At 54.3% G+C, this 16,147-nt stretch carries 14 protein-coding genes; 12 read left to right on the top strand and 2 right to left on the bottom strand.

Features of this window, described 5'->3' with window-relative positions; genetic code table 11:
- Positions 1–8: 8 nt before the first annotated feature.
- Both gppA and rhlB read right to left on the bottom strand, forming a co-directional pair.
- Positions 9–1,493 carry a guanosine-5'-triphosphate,3'-diphosphate diphosphatase gene (gene gppA / locus Y71_RS26920; protein WP_007369188.1) on the bottom strand — a complete coding sequence of 495 codons (1,485 nt, stop codon included), beginning with the start codon at positions 1,491–1,493 and terminating at the stop codon, positions 9–11.
- Positions 1,494–1,499: 6 nt separating this feature from the next.
- Complete coding sequence (gene rhlB, locus Y71_RS26915) at positions 1,500–2,768, bottom strand: ATP-dependent RNA helicase RhlB (RefSeq protein ID WP_007369187.1); 1,269 nt, start codon at positions 2,766–2,768, stop codon at positions 1,500–1,502.
- 144 nt (positions 2,769–2,912) lie between these two features.
- Here rhlB and trxA point away from each other — a divergent pair, with 144 nt between their 5' ends.
- The 12 genes from trxA (at position 2,913) to wecG (ending at position 15,958) form a co-directional block, all read left to right on the top strand.
- Positions 2,913–3,242: a thioredoxin TrxA gene (trxA, locus tag Y71_RS26910; protein ID WP_007369186.1), complete on the top strand. Its 330-nt coding sequence runs from the start codon at positions 2,913–2,915 to the stop codon at positions 3,240–3,242.
- Positions 3,243–3,585: 343 nt separating this feature from the next.
- Positions 3,586–4,845, top strand: coding sequence for a transcription termination factor Rho (gene rho / locus Y71_RS26905; RefSeq protein WP_004386383.1), 1,260 nt, complete (start codon positions 3,586–3,588; stop codon positions 4,843–4,845).
- Between the two features lie 244 nt (positions 4,846–5,089).
- Positions 5,090–6,193, top strand: coding sequence for a UDP-N-acetylglucosamine--undecaprenyl-phosphate N-acetylglucosaminephosphotransferase (wecA, locus tag Y71_RS26900; protein WP_007369185.1), 1,104 nt, complete (start codon positions 5,090–5,092; stop codon positions 6,191–6,193).
- A 13-nt stretch (positions 6,194–6,206) separates the two neighbouring features.
- On the top strand, positions 6,207–7,253 hold the full coding sequence (wzzE, locus tag Y71_RS26895; RefSeq protein ID WP_035889550.1) for an ECA polysaccharide chain length modulation protein: 1,047 nt from the start codon (positions 6,207–6,209) through the stop codon (positions 7,251–7,253).
- 56 nt (positions 7,254–7,309) lie between these two features.
- Positions 7,310–8,440 carry a non-hydrolyzing UDP-N-acetylglucosamine 2-epimerase gene (gene wecB, locus Y71_RS26890; RefSeq protein ID WP_071531955.1) on the top strand — a complete coding sequence of 377 codons (1,131 nt, stop codon included), beginning with the start codon at positions 7,310–7,312 and terminating at the stop codon, positions 8,438–8,440.
- Positions 8,437–9,699, top strand: coding sequence for a UDP-N-acetyl-D-mannosamine dehydrogenase (gene wecC, locus Y71_RS26885; RefSeq protein WP_007369182.1), 1,263 nt, complete (start codon positions 8,437–8,439; stop codon positions 9,697–9,699). The genes wecB and wecC overlap by 4 nt, the downstream gene beginning before the upstream one ends.
- 17 nt (positions 9,700–9,716) lie before the next feature.
- Entirely contained in the window at positions 9,717–10,394 is a 678-nt protein-coding gene (gene rffC / locus Y71_RS26880) for a dTDP-4-amino-4,6-dideoxy-D-galactose acyltransferase (protein ID WP_007369181.1), read from the top strand.
- Between the two features lie 4 nt (positions 10,395–10,398).
- The gene (rffA, locus tag Y71_RS26875; RefSeq protein ID WP_007369180.1) at positions 10,399–11,529 is read left to right on the top strand and encodes a dTDP-4-amino-4,6-dideoxygalactose transaminase; all 1,131 of its coding nucleotides are present in this window, start codon (positions 10,399–10,401) and stop codon (positions 11,527–11,529) included.
- A gap of 1 nt (position 11,530) precedes the next feature.
- Positions 11,531–12,781, top strand: a complete 1,251-nt coding sequence (gene wzxE / locus Y71_RS26870) for a lipid III flippase WzxE (RefSeq protein WP_007369179.1) — start codon at positions 11,531–11,533, stop codon at positions 12,779–12,781.
- Positions 12,778–13,857, top strand: a complete 1,080-nt coding sequence (locus Y71_RS26865) for a TDP-N-acetylfucosamine:lipid II N-acetylfucosaminyltransferase (protein ID WP_007369178.1) — start codon at positions 12,778–12,780, stop codon at positions 13,855–13,857. Before wzxE ends, Y71_RS26865 begins: the two co-directional genes overlap by 4 nt.
- A complete protein-coding gene (gene wzyE / locus Y71_RS26860; protein WP_007369177.1) occupies positions 13,854–15,206 on the top strand; it encodes an ECA oligosaccharide polymerase in 1,353 nt (450 codons plus the stop codon). The genes Y71_RS26865 and wzyE overlap by 4 nt, the downstream gene beginning before the upstream one ends.
- Before the next feature lie 11 nt (positions 15,207–15,217).
- Positions 15,218–15,958, top strand: a complete 741-nt coding sequence (gene wecG, locus Y71_RS26855; protein ID WP_007369176.1) for a lipopolysaccharide N-acetylmannosaminouronosyltransferase — start codon at positions 15,218–15,220, stop codon at positions 15,956–15,958.
- Positions 15,959–16,147 lie beyond the last annotated feature (189 nt).

The following is a 16,147-nucleotide window of genomic DNA, read 5'->3' as shown; positions in this document are numbered from 1 at the left end:
CTTCACGCTTACTGGATTTCCAGCGGCCAGTGGACGTAGCTTTGCCACTGGCTTTCCTGCTCGATTAACTCCGCGCCCAACGGGTGACTTTTCAGCCAACCCTGCGGCAACGACAGCGTCAGTTTTTCTCCTTGCGCGCTGACGATAATTTCCGGCAACAAATCGTCGCGACGGCGGCTGGCAAAAATAATTGCCAGGCGCAGCAGGCGGCAGAGATGTTCCGCAACGCGCGGCGGGACGGCGTTTTGCTGGTGCAGTGAAGAGAGATCGACAGCGTTGGTCTGATTCAGCAGCAGCGTGGCGAGCAGTTTTTTCTGCGCTGGCGTAAAGCCCGGCAGATCGAGATTGCGTACCAGCCATGCTGCATGCAGCGGTGCCTGTTTAAACTCAATACTCAGACCAATTTCATGCAGTTCGCAGGCAACTTGCAGTATTTCGATGCTGTAGGCGTCAAGTTCCCACTCTTTTTCTACACTCAACGCAAAGCGTTTTGCCAGCGCAGTCACGCGACGGGCCTGATCGGTATCGATAATAAAACGGCGCTGAATGTTGCGCAGCGTACGGCTGCGAATATCCTGATCAACCGCCAGATGCAGCATGCCATAGACCAGACCTTCACGCAGCGCGCCGCCAGCCAGCGTCATGCTGGCAATATTCATCTCGGTAAAGATAGCGATCAGAATCGCCAGCCCACTAGGAAAGACCAGCGCACGCTCCAGCGTCAGACCTTCGATCTCCAGTTCTTCAAGCCGCCCGCACTGAATAGCGCGCTGCTTAAGCTGCTGAAGTTTGGCGAGAGTAATGCGCTCATCCATACCCTGCGCCATCATGATTTCTTGCAGGGCTTGCACGGTGCCGGATGCGCCAACGCACACTTTCCAGCCATGCCGACGAAGCTCATCGGCGACCGGGCGCAGCACTTCACGCGCAGCATGCTCTGCGGCGTCGAAATTTTCCTGTCCGAGATTGCGATCGGTAAAAAAACGCTCAAGCCAGGTGACGCAGCCCATCGACAGACTAAACAGCGAAGTGGTTTGCGCGCCGGTACCGGTCACCAGCTCGGTGCTGGCACCGCCGATATCCACCACCAGACGCTGATCCGCACCGCCGGTAGTATGCGCAACACCCTGATAAATCAGACGCGCTTCCTCTTCGCCGCTGATGACCTGCACCGGGCAACCGAGGATGACTTGCGCTTTGTTGAGGAATTCCTGGGCGTTAACCGCCAGGCGGAGCGTGGCTGTCGCCACAACGCGGATTTGCTGTGCGGGAATATCCTGAAGACGCTCTGAAAACAAACGCAGGCATTGCCAGCCGCGTTCCATCGCTTCCTGGGAAAGCTGGTTTTCACTGCTCAGGCCCGCCGCGAGGCGAACCTTGCGTTTGATGCGGGAAAGCGTCTGAATGCTTCCCGCCACCTCGCGCACAACCAGCATATGAAAACTGTTGGAGCCAAGATCAATGGCGGCATAGAGCGAGGCGGAACCAAGCATATTTTTTTAACCTGAACGACGGCGATTACGTGGCGCACCACCACTGCGGCGCGGACCGTTACCTGAGCGCGAACGCGTCAGGCGTTTCGGCGGCGGTAATTCGCTGAGCAGCGCATCCGGATTGTATTTGCTCACCGGAATTGAGTGCCCGATATACGTTTCAATTGCGGGCAGGTTCAGCGCGTACTCTTCACAAGCAAGGCTGATAGAGTTGCCGCTGGCGCCCGCACGACCCGTACGGCCGATGCGGTGCACGTAGTCTTCGCAGTCGTCCGGCAGATCGTAGTTAAAGACGTGGGTAACGGCTGGGATATGCAGACCGCGCGCCGCAACGTCCGTAGCGACCAGAATATCGAGATCGCCGCGGGTGAATTCATCAAGAATACGCAGGCGTTTTTTCTGCGCTACGTCGCCAGTCAGCAGACCAACACGATGACCATCGGCAGCCAGATGGCCCCAGATATCTTCACAGCGATGTTTGGTGTTGGCGAAAATAATGGCGCGATCCGGCCACTCTTCTTCAATCAACGTTTGCAGCAGACGCATTTTCTCTTCATTAGAAGGATAGAAAAGCTCTTCTTTAATGCGGTGGCCGGTTTTCTGTTCCGGTTCCACTTCGACGTATTCTGCGTTGTTCATCTGCTCGAATGCGAGTTCACGTACCCGATAAGAGAGTGTGGCGGAGAACAGCATGTTCAGACGCTGTGTGGCTGCCGGCATGCGGCGGAATAGCCAACGGATATCTTTAATAAAGCCCAGATCGTACATACGATCGGCTTCGTCCAGCACCACGACCTGAACTGCGGCCAGGTTAATATGGTTCTGTTTGGTGTAATCGATCATACGACCGGTTGTGCCGATCAGAATATCGACGCCGCTTTCCAGCACTTTTAGCTGTTTGTCGTAACCATCACCGCCGTAAGCCAGACCCAGTTTCAGACCTGTTGACTGCGCAAGCGGTTCTGCATCGGCATGAATTTGTACCGCGAGTTCACGCGTCGGCGCCATAATAATTGCGCGCGGCTGGTTCACTTTACGGTCTTCGATTGCCGGGTGAGAGAGGAGATAATGAAACGTTGACGTTAAGAACGCCATCGTTTTACCGGTACCGGTTTGCGCCTGACCTGCAACGTCACGGCCCGCCAGCGTCAGCGGAAGAGCCAGAGCCTGTATAGGCGTGCAATTATGAAACCCTTTATTTTCAAGGGCTTCGATCACCTTTGGGTGCAGGGCGAAGTCGGAAAACTTCTGTTCAGTTAAATGTGTTTTGCTCATAGTGTGGTAGAATATCAGCTTACTATTGCTTTACGAAAGCGTATCCGGTGAAATAAAGTCAACCTTTAGTTGGTTATTGTGGCATCAATACGTTGTTGTTTTATGCTACACCAACACACCAGGCTTATTCCTGTGGAGTTATATATGAGCGATAAAATTATTCACCTGACTGACGATAGTTTTGACACGGATGTACTCAAAGCGGACGGGCTTGTTCTCGTTGATTTCTGGGCAGAGTGGTGTGGACCGTGCAAAATGATCGCCCCGATTCTGGATGAAGTCGCTAATGAGTACGAAGGCAAACTGACCATTGCGAAACTGAATATCGACCAGAACCCAGGCACTGCGCCGAAGTACGGTATTCGTGGTATCCCAACCCTGCTGCTGTTTAAACACGGCGAAGTGGCTGCGACCAAAGTGGGTGCCTTGTCTAAAGGCCAACTGAAAGAGTTCCTGGACGCCAACCTGGCGTAGTATCAGGTTCTGCCGGCGTGCCAGTCGTCCTAATTTTTTAGGATCGCTGGACGCCCGGCTTCTGCCGTGCTAATTTAGTTTTGACTTCGTTTTGAACATACCTTTAGTTGTTTGAACCTTGCATTACCCGATACTTCCCGCAGAGCAATATCGCCGCGACGGAAGTAAACAGATTCCGGGCTTATCACTCATTCCGTCTTATCGTTTCAGTTCTGCGTACTTTCTTGTGACCAGGCACCGATCAGATATGAGTTGATGGCCGTTAACAGGCATGGATGACCCTGCCATACCATTCACAACATTAAGTTCGAGATTTACCCCGAGTTTAAGAACCCACACCATTATGAATCTTACCGAATTAAAGAATACGCCGGTTTCTGAGCTGATCACTCTCGGCGAAAATATGGGGCTGGAAAACCTGGCCCGTATGCGCAAACAGGACATCATTTTCGCCATCCTGAAGCAGCACGCGAAGAGTGGCGAAGATATCTTTGGCGACGGTGTGCTGGAGATTCTGCAGGATGGATTTGGTTTCCTCCGTTCCGCAGACAGCTCCTACCTCGCCGGCCCTGACGACATCTACGTATCCCCCAGCCAAATCCGCCGTTTCAACCTCCGCACCGGTGACACCATTTCAGGTAAGATTCGCCCACCTAAAGAAGGTGAACGTTACTTCGCACTGCTGAAAGTTAACGAGGTGAATTTCGATAAGCCGGAAAACGCGCGTAATAAGATTCTGTTCGAAAACTTAACGCCGCTGCACGCAAACTCTCGTCTGCGTATGGAGCGTGGTAATGGTTCGACCGAAGACTTAACCGCTCGCGTACTGGATCTGGCATCGCCTATCGGTCGCGGTCAGCGTGGTCTGATTGTTGCGCCGCCGAAAGCGGGTAAAACCATGCTGCTGCAGAACATCGCGCAGAGCATTGCGTATAACCATCCGGATTGCGTACTGATGGTGCTGCTGATTGACGAACGTCCGGAAGAAGTGACGGAAATGCAGCGTCTGGTAAAAGGTGAAGTGGTTGCTTCTACCTTCGATGAACCGGCTTCCCGCCACGTGCAGGTTGCTGAAATGGTTATCGAAAAAGCCAAACGTCTGGTTGAGCATAAGAAAGACGTTATCATTCTGCTGGATTCCATCACCCGCCTGGCGCGTGCTTACAACACCGTTGTTCCGGCTTCCGGTAAAGTGTTGACGGGTGGTGTGGATGCTAACGCCCTGCATCGTCCGAAGCGTTTCTTCGGTGCTGCGCGTAACGTGGAAGAGGGCGGCAGCCTGACCATTATCGCGACTGCGTTGATCGATACCGGTTCGAAGATGGATGAAGTGATTTACGAAGAGTTTAAAGGCACCGGTAACATGGAGCTGCATCTCTCCCGTAAGATCGCAGAAAAACGCGTCTTCCCGGCGATTGATTACAACCGTTCCGGTACGCGTAAAGAAGAGCTGCTCACCACTCAGGAAGAGCTGCAGAAGATGTGGATCCTGCGCAAAATCATCCATCCAATGGGTGAGATTGATGCAATGGAGTTCCTCATCAACAAGCTGGCGATGACGAAGACAAATGATGAATTCTTCGACATGATGAAGCGCTCTTAATACAAATAAACCTCAGAAACGCCACGTTTTTACGTGGCGTTTTTCATTTCTGGGCTATACGCTATATGCACCAGGACAGGTATTGTCCAACACTGGCGACGGCTGGATGGCGTTTCGAAGGTCAAAACCTTCCATTTGGCTGAAAAGCAAACAATAACGCCTGTGATTGACCTGCATTCTCCTTTTATGGAGTGTAGCAACGTCGTTATACTGCCAGGATCAACATTTGCTGAGAGCATGCATTGTGAGTTTATCCACTGCGATTACTGAATTATTCGGTATTTTCTTGTTTACAACGGTTTTCCTGTTCTTCGCCCGAAAAATGGCGAAGCACGTTGGCCTGGTAGACAAACCTAACTCCCGAAAACGACACCAGGGACTAATCCCATTGGTTGGTGGTATTTCAGTTTACGCCGGGATTTGCTTCACTTTCAGCATCACAGACTACTACATTCCCCACGTTGGTCTTTATCTTGCCTGCGCAGGCGTGCTGGCGTTTGTCGGGGCGCTGGACGATCGTTTCGATATCAGCGTCAAAACTCGCGCAGCTATTCAGACGGTGATTGCTGTTGTAATGATGTGGGCCGGTAATCTCTACCTTAGCAGCCTCGGCTACATCTTTGGATCGTGGGAGATGGTGCTGGGGCCGTTTGGCTATCTGCTTACGCTGTTTGCTGTCTGGGCGGCAATTAACGCATTTAATATGGTAGACGGCATTGATGGCCTGCTCGGCGGCCTTTCCTGCGTTTCGTTTGCGGCGATTGGTATTATTTTATGGTTTGATGGCCAGACCAGCCTGGCGCTGTGGTGCTTTGCCATGATCGCGGCAATTCTGCCCTATATTCTGCTCAACCTTGGGCTGCTGGGGCGGCGTTATAAAGTGTTTATGGGCGATGCCGGCAGCACGCTGATTGGTTTCACTATCATCTGGATTTTACTGGAAACGACTCAGGGTAAGACCCACCCGATAAGCCCGGTGACGGCGTTATGGATTATTGCTATCCCCTTAATGGATATGGTGGCGATTACCTACCGACGTCTGCGTAAAGGTATGAGTCCGTTCTCACCCGATCGTCAGCATATTCACCACCTCATCATGCGGGCGGGTTTCAGTTCCCGTCAGGCATTTGTGCTCATCACGCTCGCTGCGGCAATACTCGCCAGCATTGGCGTCGTGACGGAGTACCTTCATTTTATTCCTGAATGGGTAATGTTGGCATTGTTTTTGCTGGCATTCTTCTTATACGGTTACTGCATCAAACGCGCCTGGAAAGTCGCGCGCTTAATGAAACGAGTTAAACGCAGAATGCGCCGTCACAGCGCGTCTAAATCAACACTAACCAAGTAAATCCGGGAAAGCGATGACTCAACCATTGTCGGGAACACCTTCAGCGGGTACGGAAAATGAGCTGGATATTCGAGGACTGTTTCGTACTTTGTGGGCAGGAAAACTGTGGATTGGGGGGATGGCGCTGCTGTTTGCATTGATTGCGCTGGCCTGGACTTTCTTTGCGCGGCAGGAATGGAGTGCGACGGCCATTACGGATAGCCCTACGGTTAACATGCTTGGCGGATTTTACTCCCAGCAACAGTTTTTACGTAATCTGGATGTGAAGGCGAATCTGGCGCCTGTCGAACAACCTTCGGTAATGGATGAATCCTATAAAGAGTTTGTTGTGCAACTGGCTTCATGGGACACGCGCCGTGATTTTTGGTTGCAGACGGACTACTACAAGCAGCGTCTGGTCGGGAACAGTAAAGCTGATGCTGCAACGCTGGATGAGTTAATCAACAATATCCAGTACACGCCGGGCGATGCGGCCCGCAATCTGAATGATAGCGTTAAGCTGATTGCTGAAACCGCGCCGGATGCGAACAATTTGTTGCGCCAGTATGTGGCTTTTGCCAGTCAGCGTGCCGCCAGCCATTTAAACGATGAGCTGAAAGGGGCATGGGCCGCGCGTACCATCCAGATGAAAGCCCAGGTTAAACGCCAGGAAGAGGTGGCGAAAGCGATCTACAACCGTCGCCTGCATAATGTTGAGCAGGCGCTGAAGGTGGCCGAGCAGCATAATATTTCGCGTAATGAAACCGAGGTTCCACCCGACGAGTTACCCGATTCGGAACTGTTTATGTTAGGCCGCCCGATGTTGCAGGCGCGCCTTGAGAACTTACAGGCTGTGGGGCCTCAGTTCGATCTGGACTATGATCAAAACCGGGCGATGCTGAATACACTTAACGTCGGGCCTACGCTGGATCCGCGTTTCCAGACTTATCGTTACTTGCGTACACCGGAGGAACCGGTGAAACGCGACAGCCCGCGCCGTGTTTTCCTGATGATCATCTGGGGTATCGTTGGGGTGTTAGTCGGCGCCGGGGTGGCATTAACACGTCGCCGTATACATTAAGCGACGCCTGAGATGAAGGCACGGGGCCTTCATCCTCTAAAACAAAGAGAATCGTTGTGAAAGTACTCACCGTATTCGGCACACGACCAGAAGCTATCAAAATGGCTCCGCTGGTACATGCGTTGGCAAAAGATCCTGACTTTGAGGCGAAAGTTTGCGTCACTGCGCAGCATAGGGAAATGTTGGATCAGGTGTTGAGCCTTTTCTCGATTGTTCCGGATTATGACCTGAATATCATGCGCCCCGGACAGGGGCTGACGGAAATCACCTGCGGTATTCTTGAGGGGCTGAAACCAATTCTTGAATCGTTCCGCCCGGATGTTGTGCTGGTGCACGGCGATACGACAACCACCATTGCAGCGAGCCTTGCTGCTTTTTACCAACGTATTCCTGTTGGTCATGTGGAAGCCGGGCTGCGCACTGGCGATCTCTCTTCGCCCTGGCCCGAAGAAGCCAACCGTACCCTGACGGGCCACCTGGCAATGTATCATTTTGCGCCGACAGAAAATTCTCGCCGTAATTTGCTGCGCGAGAACGTTGCCGACAACCATATTTTTGTGACGGGCAATACCGTGATTGACGCCCTGTTCTGGGTGCGCGACAGCGTAATGAATACTTCCGGCCGCTATGAAGAGCTGGCGGTGCGCTATCCGTTCCTTGATGACAACAAAAAGCTGATTCTTGTCACCGGGCATCGCCGCGAGAGTTTTGGTCGTGGGTTTGAACAGATTTGCCATGCGCTGGCGGATATCGCCGCGCAACATGATGATGTGCAGATTGTCTACCCGGTACACCTGAACCCCAACGTCAGCGAGCCGGTAAACCGAATTCTGGGCCATGTTGAAAACGTGAGCCTGATTGAGCCGCAGGATTACCTGCCGTTTTTGTGGTTGATGAATCGCGCCTGGCTAATCCTCACCGATTCCGGCGGTATTCAGGAAGAAGCGCCTTCATTAGGTAAACCGGTGCTGGTGATGCGGGATACGACCGAGCGTCCGGAAGCCATCGAAGCGGGAACGGTAAAGCTGGTCGGCACGAATCGCCAGCGCATTGTGGAAGAGGTCACGCGCCTGCTCCGCGATAACGATGCCTGGCAAGCGATGAGCCATGCGCACAACCCCTATGGCGATGGACAGGCCTGTGGGCGCATTTTGCACGCACTTAAAAACAATCGGATAACACTATGAGCTTTACAACCATTTCCGTGATCGGCCTCGGTTACATTGGCCTGCCTACCGCTGCCGCTTTTGCCTCCCGGCACAAACAGGTCGTGGGAATCGACATCAACTCGCACGCTGTGGACACCATTAACCGTGGTGAAATCCATATTGTCGAGCCAGAGTTGAGTAGCGTGGTTAAAGCGGCGGTGGATGGCGGTTATCTGCGGGCCAGCACGACGCCAGTGGCGGCTGATGCTTACCTGATTGCCGTGCCGACGCCGTTTAAAGGCGAGCACGAACCCGATATGACGTATGTCGAAGCGGCGGCCAAATCCATTGCGCCGGTGCTGACGAAAGGCGCGCTGGTGATCCTCGAATCCACTTCGCCCGTCGGCGCAACAGAGCAGATGGCTGACTGGCTCGCCGCAGCGCGACCGGATCTCACTTTCCCGCAACAGGCGGGAGAGACAGCCGATGTGAACATCGCTTACTGCCCGGAGCGTGTGCTGCCGGGGCAGGTGATGGTAGAGCTGATCAAGAACGACCGCGTGATCGGTGGTATGACGCCGGTCTGCTCGGCGCGCGCCAGCGAGCTGTACAAGATTTTCCTTGAGGGCGAGTGTGTGGTGACCAACTCCCGCACCGCTGAGATGTGCAAACTCACCGAAAACAGTTTCCGCGATGTGAACATCGCCTTCGCTAACGAACTGTCGTTGATCTGCGCCGAACAGGGGATCAATGTCTGGGAGCTGATTCGTCTGGCGAATCGTCATCCACGCGTAAACATTTTGCAACCGGGGCCGGGCGTTGGCGGGCACTGCATTGCTGTCGATCCCTGGTTTATCGTGGCGCAGAACCCGCAGCAGGCGCGGCTTATCCGTACGGCGCGCGAGGTGAACGATTATAAACCTCACTGGGTACTGAACCAGGTTAAAGCCACCGTTGCCGATTGCCTGACAGCCAGCGGTAAACTCGCCAGCGAGATAAAAATCGCCTGCTTCGGGCTGGCGTTTAAACCGAATATTGACGATCTGCGCGAAAGTCCGGCGATGGAAATTGCCGGTGATATTGCGCAGTGGCACAGCGGGGAAACGCTGGTTGTCGAGCCGAATATCCATCAACTTCCGGCAGTGCTGAGCAGCCTTGCGTCGCTGGTGAATACCGCGGATGCGCTGGCGCAGGCCGATGTGCTGGTGCTGCTGGTCGATCACAACGAATTTAAAGCGGTAGAGAGTAGCCGCATCACGCAACGCTACATCGTGGATACCAAAGGCGTCTGGCGCTAAGGCGTAAAGGAGACGAAATGGCAATTCACGGAACGTTAGAAGAGCTGGCCTGGGAAAGCGCCTTTTTTGGTGTGCGCAGTGCGATTGTCCGCCTGCAACCTGCGGCTCCTGCGCTGAGCGTGACGGATTTTAGCGCCTGGGAACGCGTGCAGGTAAAGCTGGCGGCGTCGCAAACCGCACAACTGGACGCCCTGCAAGCGCTTGGCTTTCAACTGGTAGAGGGCGAGATCGACTTTTCGCTGACGGTATCGCCGCAGGGCGTTGATCCCGCTGCCGACGTGGCCACCTCCGACGATATTCCTGAATTACGCCGTCTGGCAGCCGGGATCTTCGTGCAGAGCCGTTTTCGTGCGCCCTGGTATGCGCCTGATGCAAGCGGGCGCTTTTATGCGCAGTGGATAGAAAACGCAGTAAAAGGCGTATTTGACCATCAATGTCTGCTGTTTCGCGGTGAAAATGGCGAAATTGCGGGCTTTGTTTCTCTGCGTCAGCTTAACGGGCAGGAGGCGCGTATCGGCCTGCTGGCCGGGCGCGGCGTCGGAGAAAAATTAATGCAGGCTGCGTGTCACTGGGCGCGACAGCGGCAACTGACTCTTGTGCGTGTCGCGACCCAGCTTGGGAATACCGCGGCACTTAAACGATATATTCAGAGCGGCGCGAACGTTGAAAGCACCGCTTTGTGGTTATACAGGTGACTCTATGATCCCCTTCAATGCACCACCGGTAGTAGGCACGGAAATCGACTACATGCAGTCGGCGATGGGTAGCGGTAAATTGTGCGGCGATGGCGGTTTTACCCGTCGCTGCCAGCAGTGGATGGAGCAGCATTTTCATAGCGCGAAAGTACTGCTGACGCCCTCCTGTACCGCGTCGCTGGAAATGGCCGCGCTGCTACTGGACATTCAGCCCGGTGATGAAGTGATCATGCCGAGCTATACCTTTGTTTCCACTGCCAATGCTTTTGTACTGCGCGGGGCAAAAATCGTCTTTGTTGATATTCGCCCGGATACGATGAATATCGATGAAACCTGCATTGAAGCGGCCATTACCGATAAAACCCGGGCGATTGTACCGGTGCATTACGCGGGCGTAGCCTGCGAGATGGATACCATCATGGATATCGCCAAACGGCATAACCTGTTTGTGGTCGAAGATGCAGCTCAGGGTGTGATGTCCACCTACAAGGGACGTGCGCTTGGCACTATCGGCCATATTGGCTGCTTCAGCTTCCATGAAACAAAAAACTACACCGCTGGCGGCGAAGGCGGCGCGACGTTGATTAACGATCGCGCGCTGGTGGAGCGGGCGGAAATTATCCGCGAGAAAGGCACCAATCGCAGCCAGTTTTTCCGTGGACAGGTGGATAAGTACACCTGGCGGGATATCGGCTCCAGTTACCTGATGGCGGATTTGCAGGCAGCTTATCTCTGGGCGCAGCTGGAAGCGGCAGATCGCATTAATCAGCAGCGCCTGGCGCTGTGGCAAACCTACTATGACGCGCTGCTACCGCTGGCGCGCGCCGGGCGCATTACGTTGCCGACCATTCCGGCAGATTGCGGCCACAATGCGCACATGTTCTACATCAAGCTGCGTGATGAAGCCGATCGCCGTGCGCTGATCGCTTTTCTGAAAGAGGCGGAGATCCTGGCGGTGTTCCATTACATTCCGCTGCATGCGTCGCCTGCCGGGGAAAAATTTGGCGAATTCCACGGCGAAGATCGCTACACCACGGTGGAAAGTGAGCGTTTGCTTCGCCTGCCGCTGTTTTACAATCTGGCGCCGGTTAACCAGCGCACGGTTATCAGCACCCTTCTGAGCTATTTCCGCTGACATGTCGCTGGCAAAAGCATCGGTATGGACTGCGACAAGCACGCTGGTCAAAATTGGCGCGGGCTTGCTGGTGGTCAAACTTTTGGCGGTGGCTTTCGGGCCGTCAGGTGTCGGGCAGGCTGGTAACTTCCGCCAGTTGATTACCGTGTTGGGTGTGCTGGCTGGCGCCGGGATCTTCAATGGCGTGACTAAATTCGTCGCCCAGTATCACGATGATCCGGCGCGGTTGCGTGCGGTTGTTGGCACATCGTCAGCTATGGTGCTGGGCTTCTCAACGCTGCTGGCGCTCGTTTTTTTGCTTGCCGCTGCGCCTGTCAGCCAGGGCTTATTTGGCCATCCTGATTTTCAGGGGCTGGTGCGGCTGGTGGCGCTGGTGCAGTTCGGTATTGCATGGGCGAACTTGCTGCTGGCGGTGATGAAAGGCTTTCGCGATGCCGCCAGCAATGCGCTGTCGCTGATTATCGGCAGCGTGGTTGGCGTGCTGGCCTGGTATCTCTGTTTCCGGCTTGGCGGTTACCAGGGCGCGCTGCTGGGAATGGCGCTGGTTCCGGCGCTGGTGCTAATCCCGGCTGTGTTGCTGCTGATTCGACGCGGTTCGGTGCCGCTGGCGTACTTCGCGCCGCGCTGGGACAACGGTTTAGCCGGTCAGCTCAGCAAATTTACCCTGATGGCGCTGATTACATCGGTAACGTTGCCGCTGGCCTATGTGATGATGCGAAACCTGCTGGCGGCGCATTATAGCTGGGAAGATGTGGGGATCTGGCAAGGGGTGAGCAGTATTTCCGATGCTTATCTTCAGTTTATTACCGCTTCGTTTAGTGTCTATTTGCTACCTACTTTATCGAGGCTGGCGACAAAACAGGAGATTTCGCGCGAAATCGTGAAATCGCTGCGCTTCGCGTTGCCAGCGGTGGCGGCGGTGAGCCTGACGGTGTGGCTGTTGCGTGATGTGGCGATCTGGCTGCTGTTTTCCGACAAGTTTACCGCCATGCGCGATCTCTTTGCCTGGCAACTGGTCGGGGATGTACTGAAAGTGGGCGCTTACGTCTTTGGTTATCTGGTGATTGCCAAAGCGTCGCTACGCTTCTACATTCTGGCGGAAATTAGCCAGTTCACTCTGCTCACGCTGTTCTCGCGCTGGCTTATTCCCGCGCACGGTGCTGCCGGTGCGGCACAGGCCTATATGGCAACTTACATTATTTATTTCGCCCTCTGTTGTGGCGCGTTTTTGATTTGGCGAAAGAAAGCATGACTGCACTGATTCACGTACTGGGATCGGATATCCCACACCATAACCAGACCGTATTACGCTTCTTTAACGATCATCTTGCTGCGTCGGGCGCGCATGCCCGCGAGTTTATGATTGCCAGCAGCGACACGGAAATAGGTGCGGAATACCCGGCGCTGACGCTGCACTTTTATGCGGACAAAAAGGCGCTGGCGAAAGCCGTCGTTGCGCGTGCAAAAGCGGATAGGCAACAGCGTTTTTTCTTCCACGGCCAGTTCAATTTAAGCCTGTGGCTGGCGCTATTGCGCGGCGCTATCAAACGCGAGCAATTTTACTGGCATGTCTGGGGCGCCGATCTGTACGAAGTCTCGCACAGCCTCAAATTCCGTCTTTTTTATCCGCTGCGCAGGCTGGCGCAGCACCGCGTAGGCTGCGTTTTTGCCACCCGCGGCGATCTGTCGTGGTACGGGAAACGTAATCCCACGGTGCGCGGGGAGTTGCTCTATTTCCCGACGCGTATGGATCCAGCGCTGAATACCATGGCACATGAGTTGCAGCGGGAAGGTAAGCTGACGATTCTGGTGGGTAACTCCGGCGATCCGAGTAATGAACATATTGCCGCGCTGGAGGCTATCCACCGCCAGTTCGGCGATACGGTGAATATCATTGTGCCGATGGGCTACCCGGCCAATAATGACAGCTATATCGATGCGGTAAATCGTGCCGGTCTGGCATTATTCAGCGCCGAAAACCTGCGCATTCTGCGTGAAAAAATGGCCTTTGACGACTATCTGTCGCTACTCGGGCAGTGTGATTTGGGCTATTTTATTTTTGCCCGCCAGCAGGGGATCGGTACGCTCTGTTTGCTGATTCAGGCCGGGGTGCCGTGCGTGCTTAACCGGGAAAACCCGTTCTGGCGCGATATGGTGGCCGAAGATATTCCGGTGCTGTTTACCGGTGATGCGTTGAATGAGACGGTGATTCGCGAAGCCCGGCGGCAATTGATCGCGGTGGATAAAAACGCCATCACCTTCTTCAGTCCAAACTATATTGCGCTCTGGCATAAGGCGCTGCGCAATGCTGCGGGGATCGCCGGATGAGTCCACTTGAGTTTTGCGGTCTGTTGATCCTCTGGCTGGTGGCAACGCTGTTTATCGCCACGCTAACCTGGTTTGAGTTCCGCCGGGTACGGTTTAATTTTAACGTCTTCTTTTCACTACTCTTTTTGTTGACGTTTTTCTTTGGGTTCCCGCTCACCAGCCTCCTGGTGTTCCGCTTCAATGTCGGCGTCGCGCCGCCGGGCGTGATGATGCAGTCGCTGCTGGCCGCGGCCTGTTTCTACGCGATTTATTATGTGACGTACAAAACCCGATTGCGGGCGAAAAGCGAGCAGGTATCGCGCCGCCCGCTGTTTACCATTAATCGGGTCGAGGCGCATCTGACGTGGATCATGCTGATGGTTATCGCGCTGGTCAGCGTGGGCATCTTCTTCATGCACAACGGGTTTTTGCTGTTCCGTCTGCAATCCTATAGCCAGATCTTCTCCAGCGAAGTTTCCGGTGTTGCATTGAAACGCTTCTTTTATTTCTTTATTCCGGCCATGCTGGTGGTCTATTTCCTGCGGCAGAGCGCGCAGGCATGGCTGTTTTTCCTCGTCAGCACCGTCGCATTTGGTTTGTTGACGTACATGATCGTCGGCGGCACACGCGCCAATATTATTATCGCTTTTGCTATCTTCTTGTTTATCGGCATTATTCGCGGCTGGATTTCGCTGTGGATGCTGGCAGCGGCGGGCGTGCTGGGGATTGTCGGGATGTTCTGGCTGGCGCTGAAGCGCTACGGGCTTAATGTCAGCGGTGATGAAGCCTTTTATACCTTCTTGTATCTGACGCGCGATACCTTTTCTCCCTGGGAAAATCTGTCTTTGCTACTGCAAAACTACGACAAGATCGATTTTCAGGGACTGGCGCCGATTGTGCGCGATTTCTACGTTTTCATCCCTTCCTGGCTGTGGCATGGCCGCCCGAGTATTGTGTTGAACTCGGCGAATTATTTTACCTGGGAAGTGCTGAATAACCACTCAGGGCTGGCTATCTCTCCGACGCTGATTGGATCGCTGGTGGTGATGGGCGGTGTCTGGTTTATTCCGTTCGGTGCGGTGGTGGTGGGTCTTATCATTAAGTGGTTTGACTGGGTGTATAAACTTGGCAATCGGGAAACAAACCGCTATAAAGCGGCGATCCTGCACAGTTTCTGCTTTGGCGCTATCTTCAATATGATCGTGCTGGCGCGTGAGGGACTGGATGCTTTCGCTTCCCGCGTGGTGTTCTTCCTCGTCGTTTTCGGTTTCTGCGTGCTGGTGGCGAAACTGCTGTACTGGTTGTTCGACAGCGCTGGCCTGATACGTAATCGCAGTGCGCGCGCAGTGAACCCCCTTTCCCAGGTGTAAAAAGGAATAACATGACGGACAAGACGGCTGCGCCGCTGTATGACCTGCGCGGTCTGAAACTCATCGGCTGGCGCGATATGCAGCACGCGCTGGATTACCTCTATGCTGACGGCGAAATCAAACGCGGTACGCTGGTGGCGATGAACGCCGAAAAACTGCTGACTGTGGAAGACGATCCCGTGGTGCGTGCGCTGATCGAGGCGGCAGAGTTTAAATATGCTGATGGTATTAGCGTGGTTCGCTCTCTGCGCAAGAAATTTCCGCAGGCGCAGGTCTCACGCGTTGCCGGTGCCGATCTCTGGGAACATTTGATGATGCGTGCCGGGCAGTCAGGTACGCCTGTATTTCTGGTGGGGGGAAAACCGGAGGTGCTGGCGCAAACCGAGCAGAAACTGCGCGCGCAGTGGCAGGTCAATATCGTGGGTAGCCAGGATGGTTATTTTACGGCGGATCAGCGTGAGGCGCTGTTTGCGCGTATCAGGGACAGCGGAGCGAAAATTGTCACCGTTGCGATGGGATCGCCACGGCAGGAGATTTTTATGCGTGACTGCCGCGCTGTTTACGCCGATGCCTTGTTTATGGGCGTTGGCGGGACGTATGACGTCTTTACCGGACATGTAAAGCGCGCGCCGAAGATTTGGCAGCAACTGGGGCTGGAGTGGCTCTACCGGTTGCTTTCGCAGCCTACGCGGCTCAAACGCCAGCTCCGTTTACTGCGTTATTTACGCTGGCACTACAGCGGAAAATTCTGACCTCATCAGGCAGCGTTTCACGCTGCCGCTTTCCTTCCGGCTGCTGTTTTATTGTGCATCGGGTCGATTTTTCTTATACATCGTTTGCCATTTCCCGCAATTTAAGAAACCATTCGCTCACTCATTTGCAGTGCCACGGCGTTTTTGCGCCAGCCATTTCCGGGCCGGTGCAGCATGGCCTGTTATGAG

The sequence above is a fragment of the Kosakonia radicincitans DSM 16656 genome (genome assembly GCF_000280495.2).
Taxonomy (GTDB): Bacteria; Pseudomonadota; Gammaproteobacteria; order Enterobacterales; family Enterobacteriaceae; genus Kosakonia; species Kosakonia radicincitans.
Note: the sequence above shows the minus strand (reverse complement) of the source record. Positions and strands in the feature narration are given on the sequence as shown.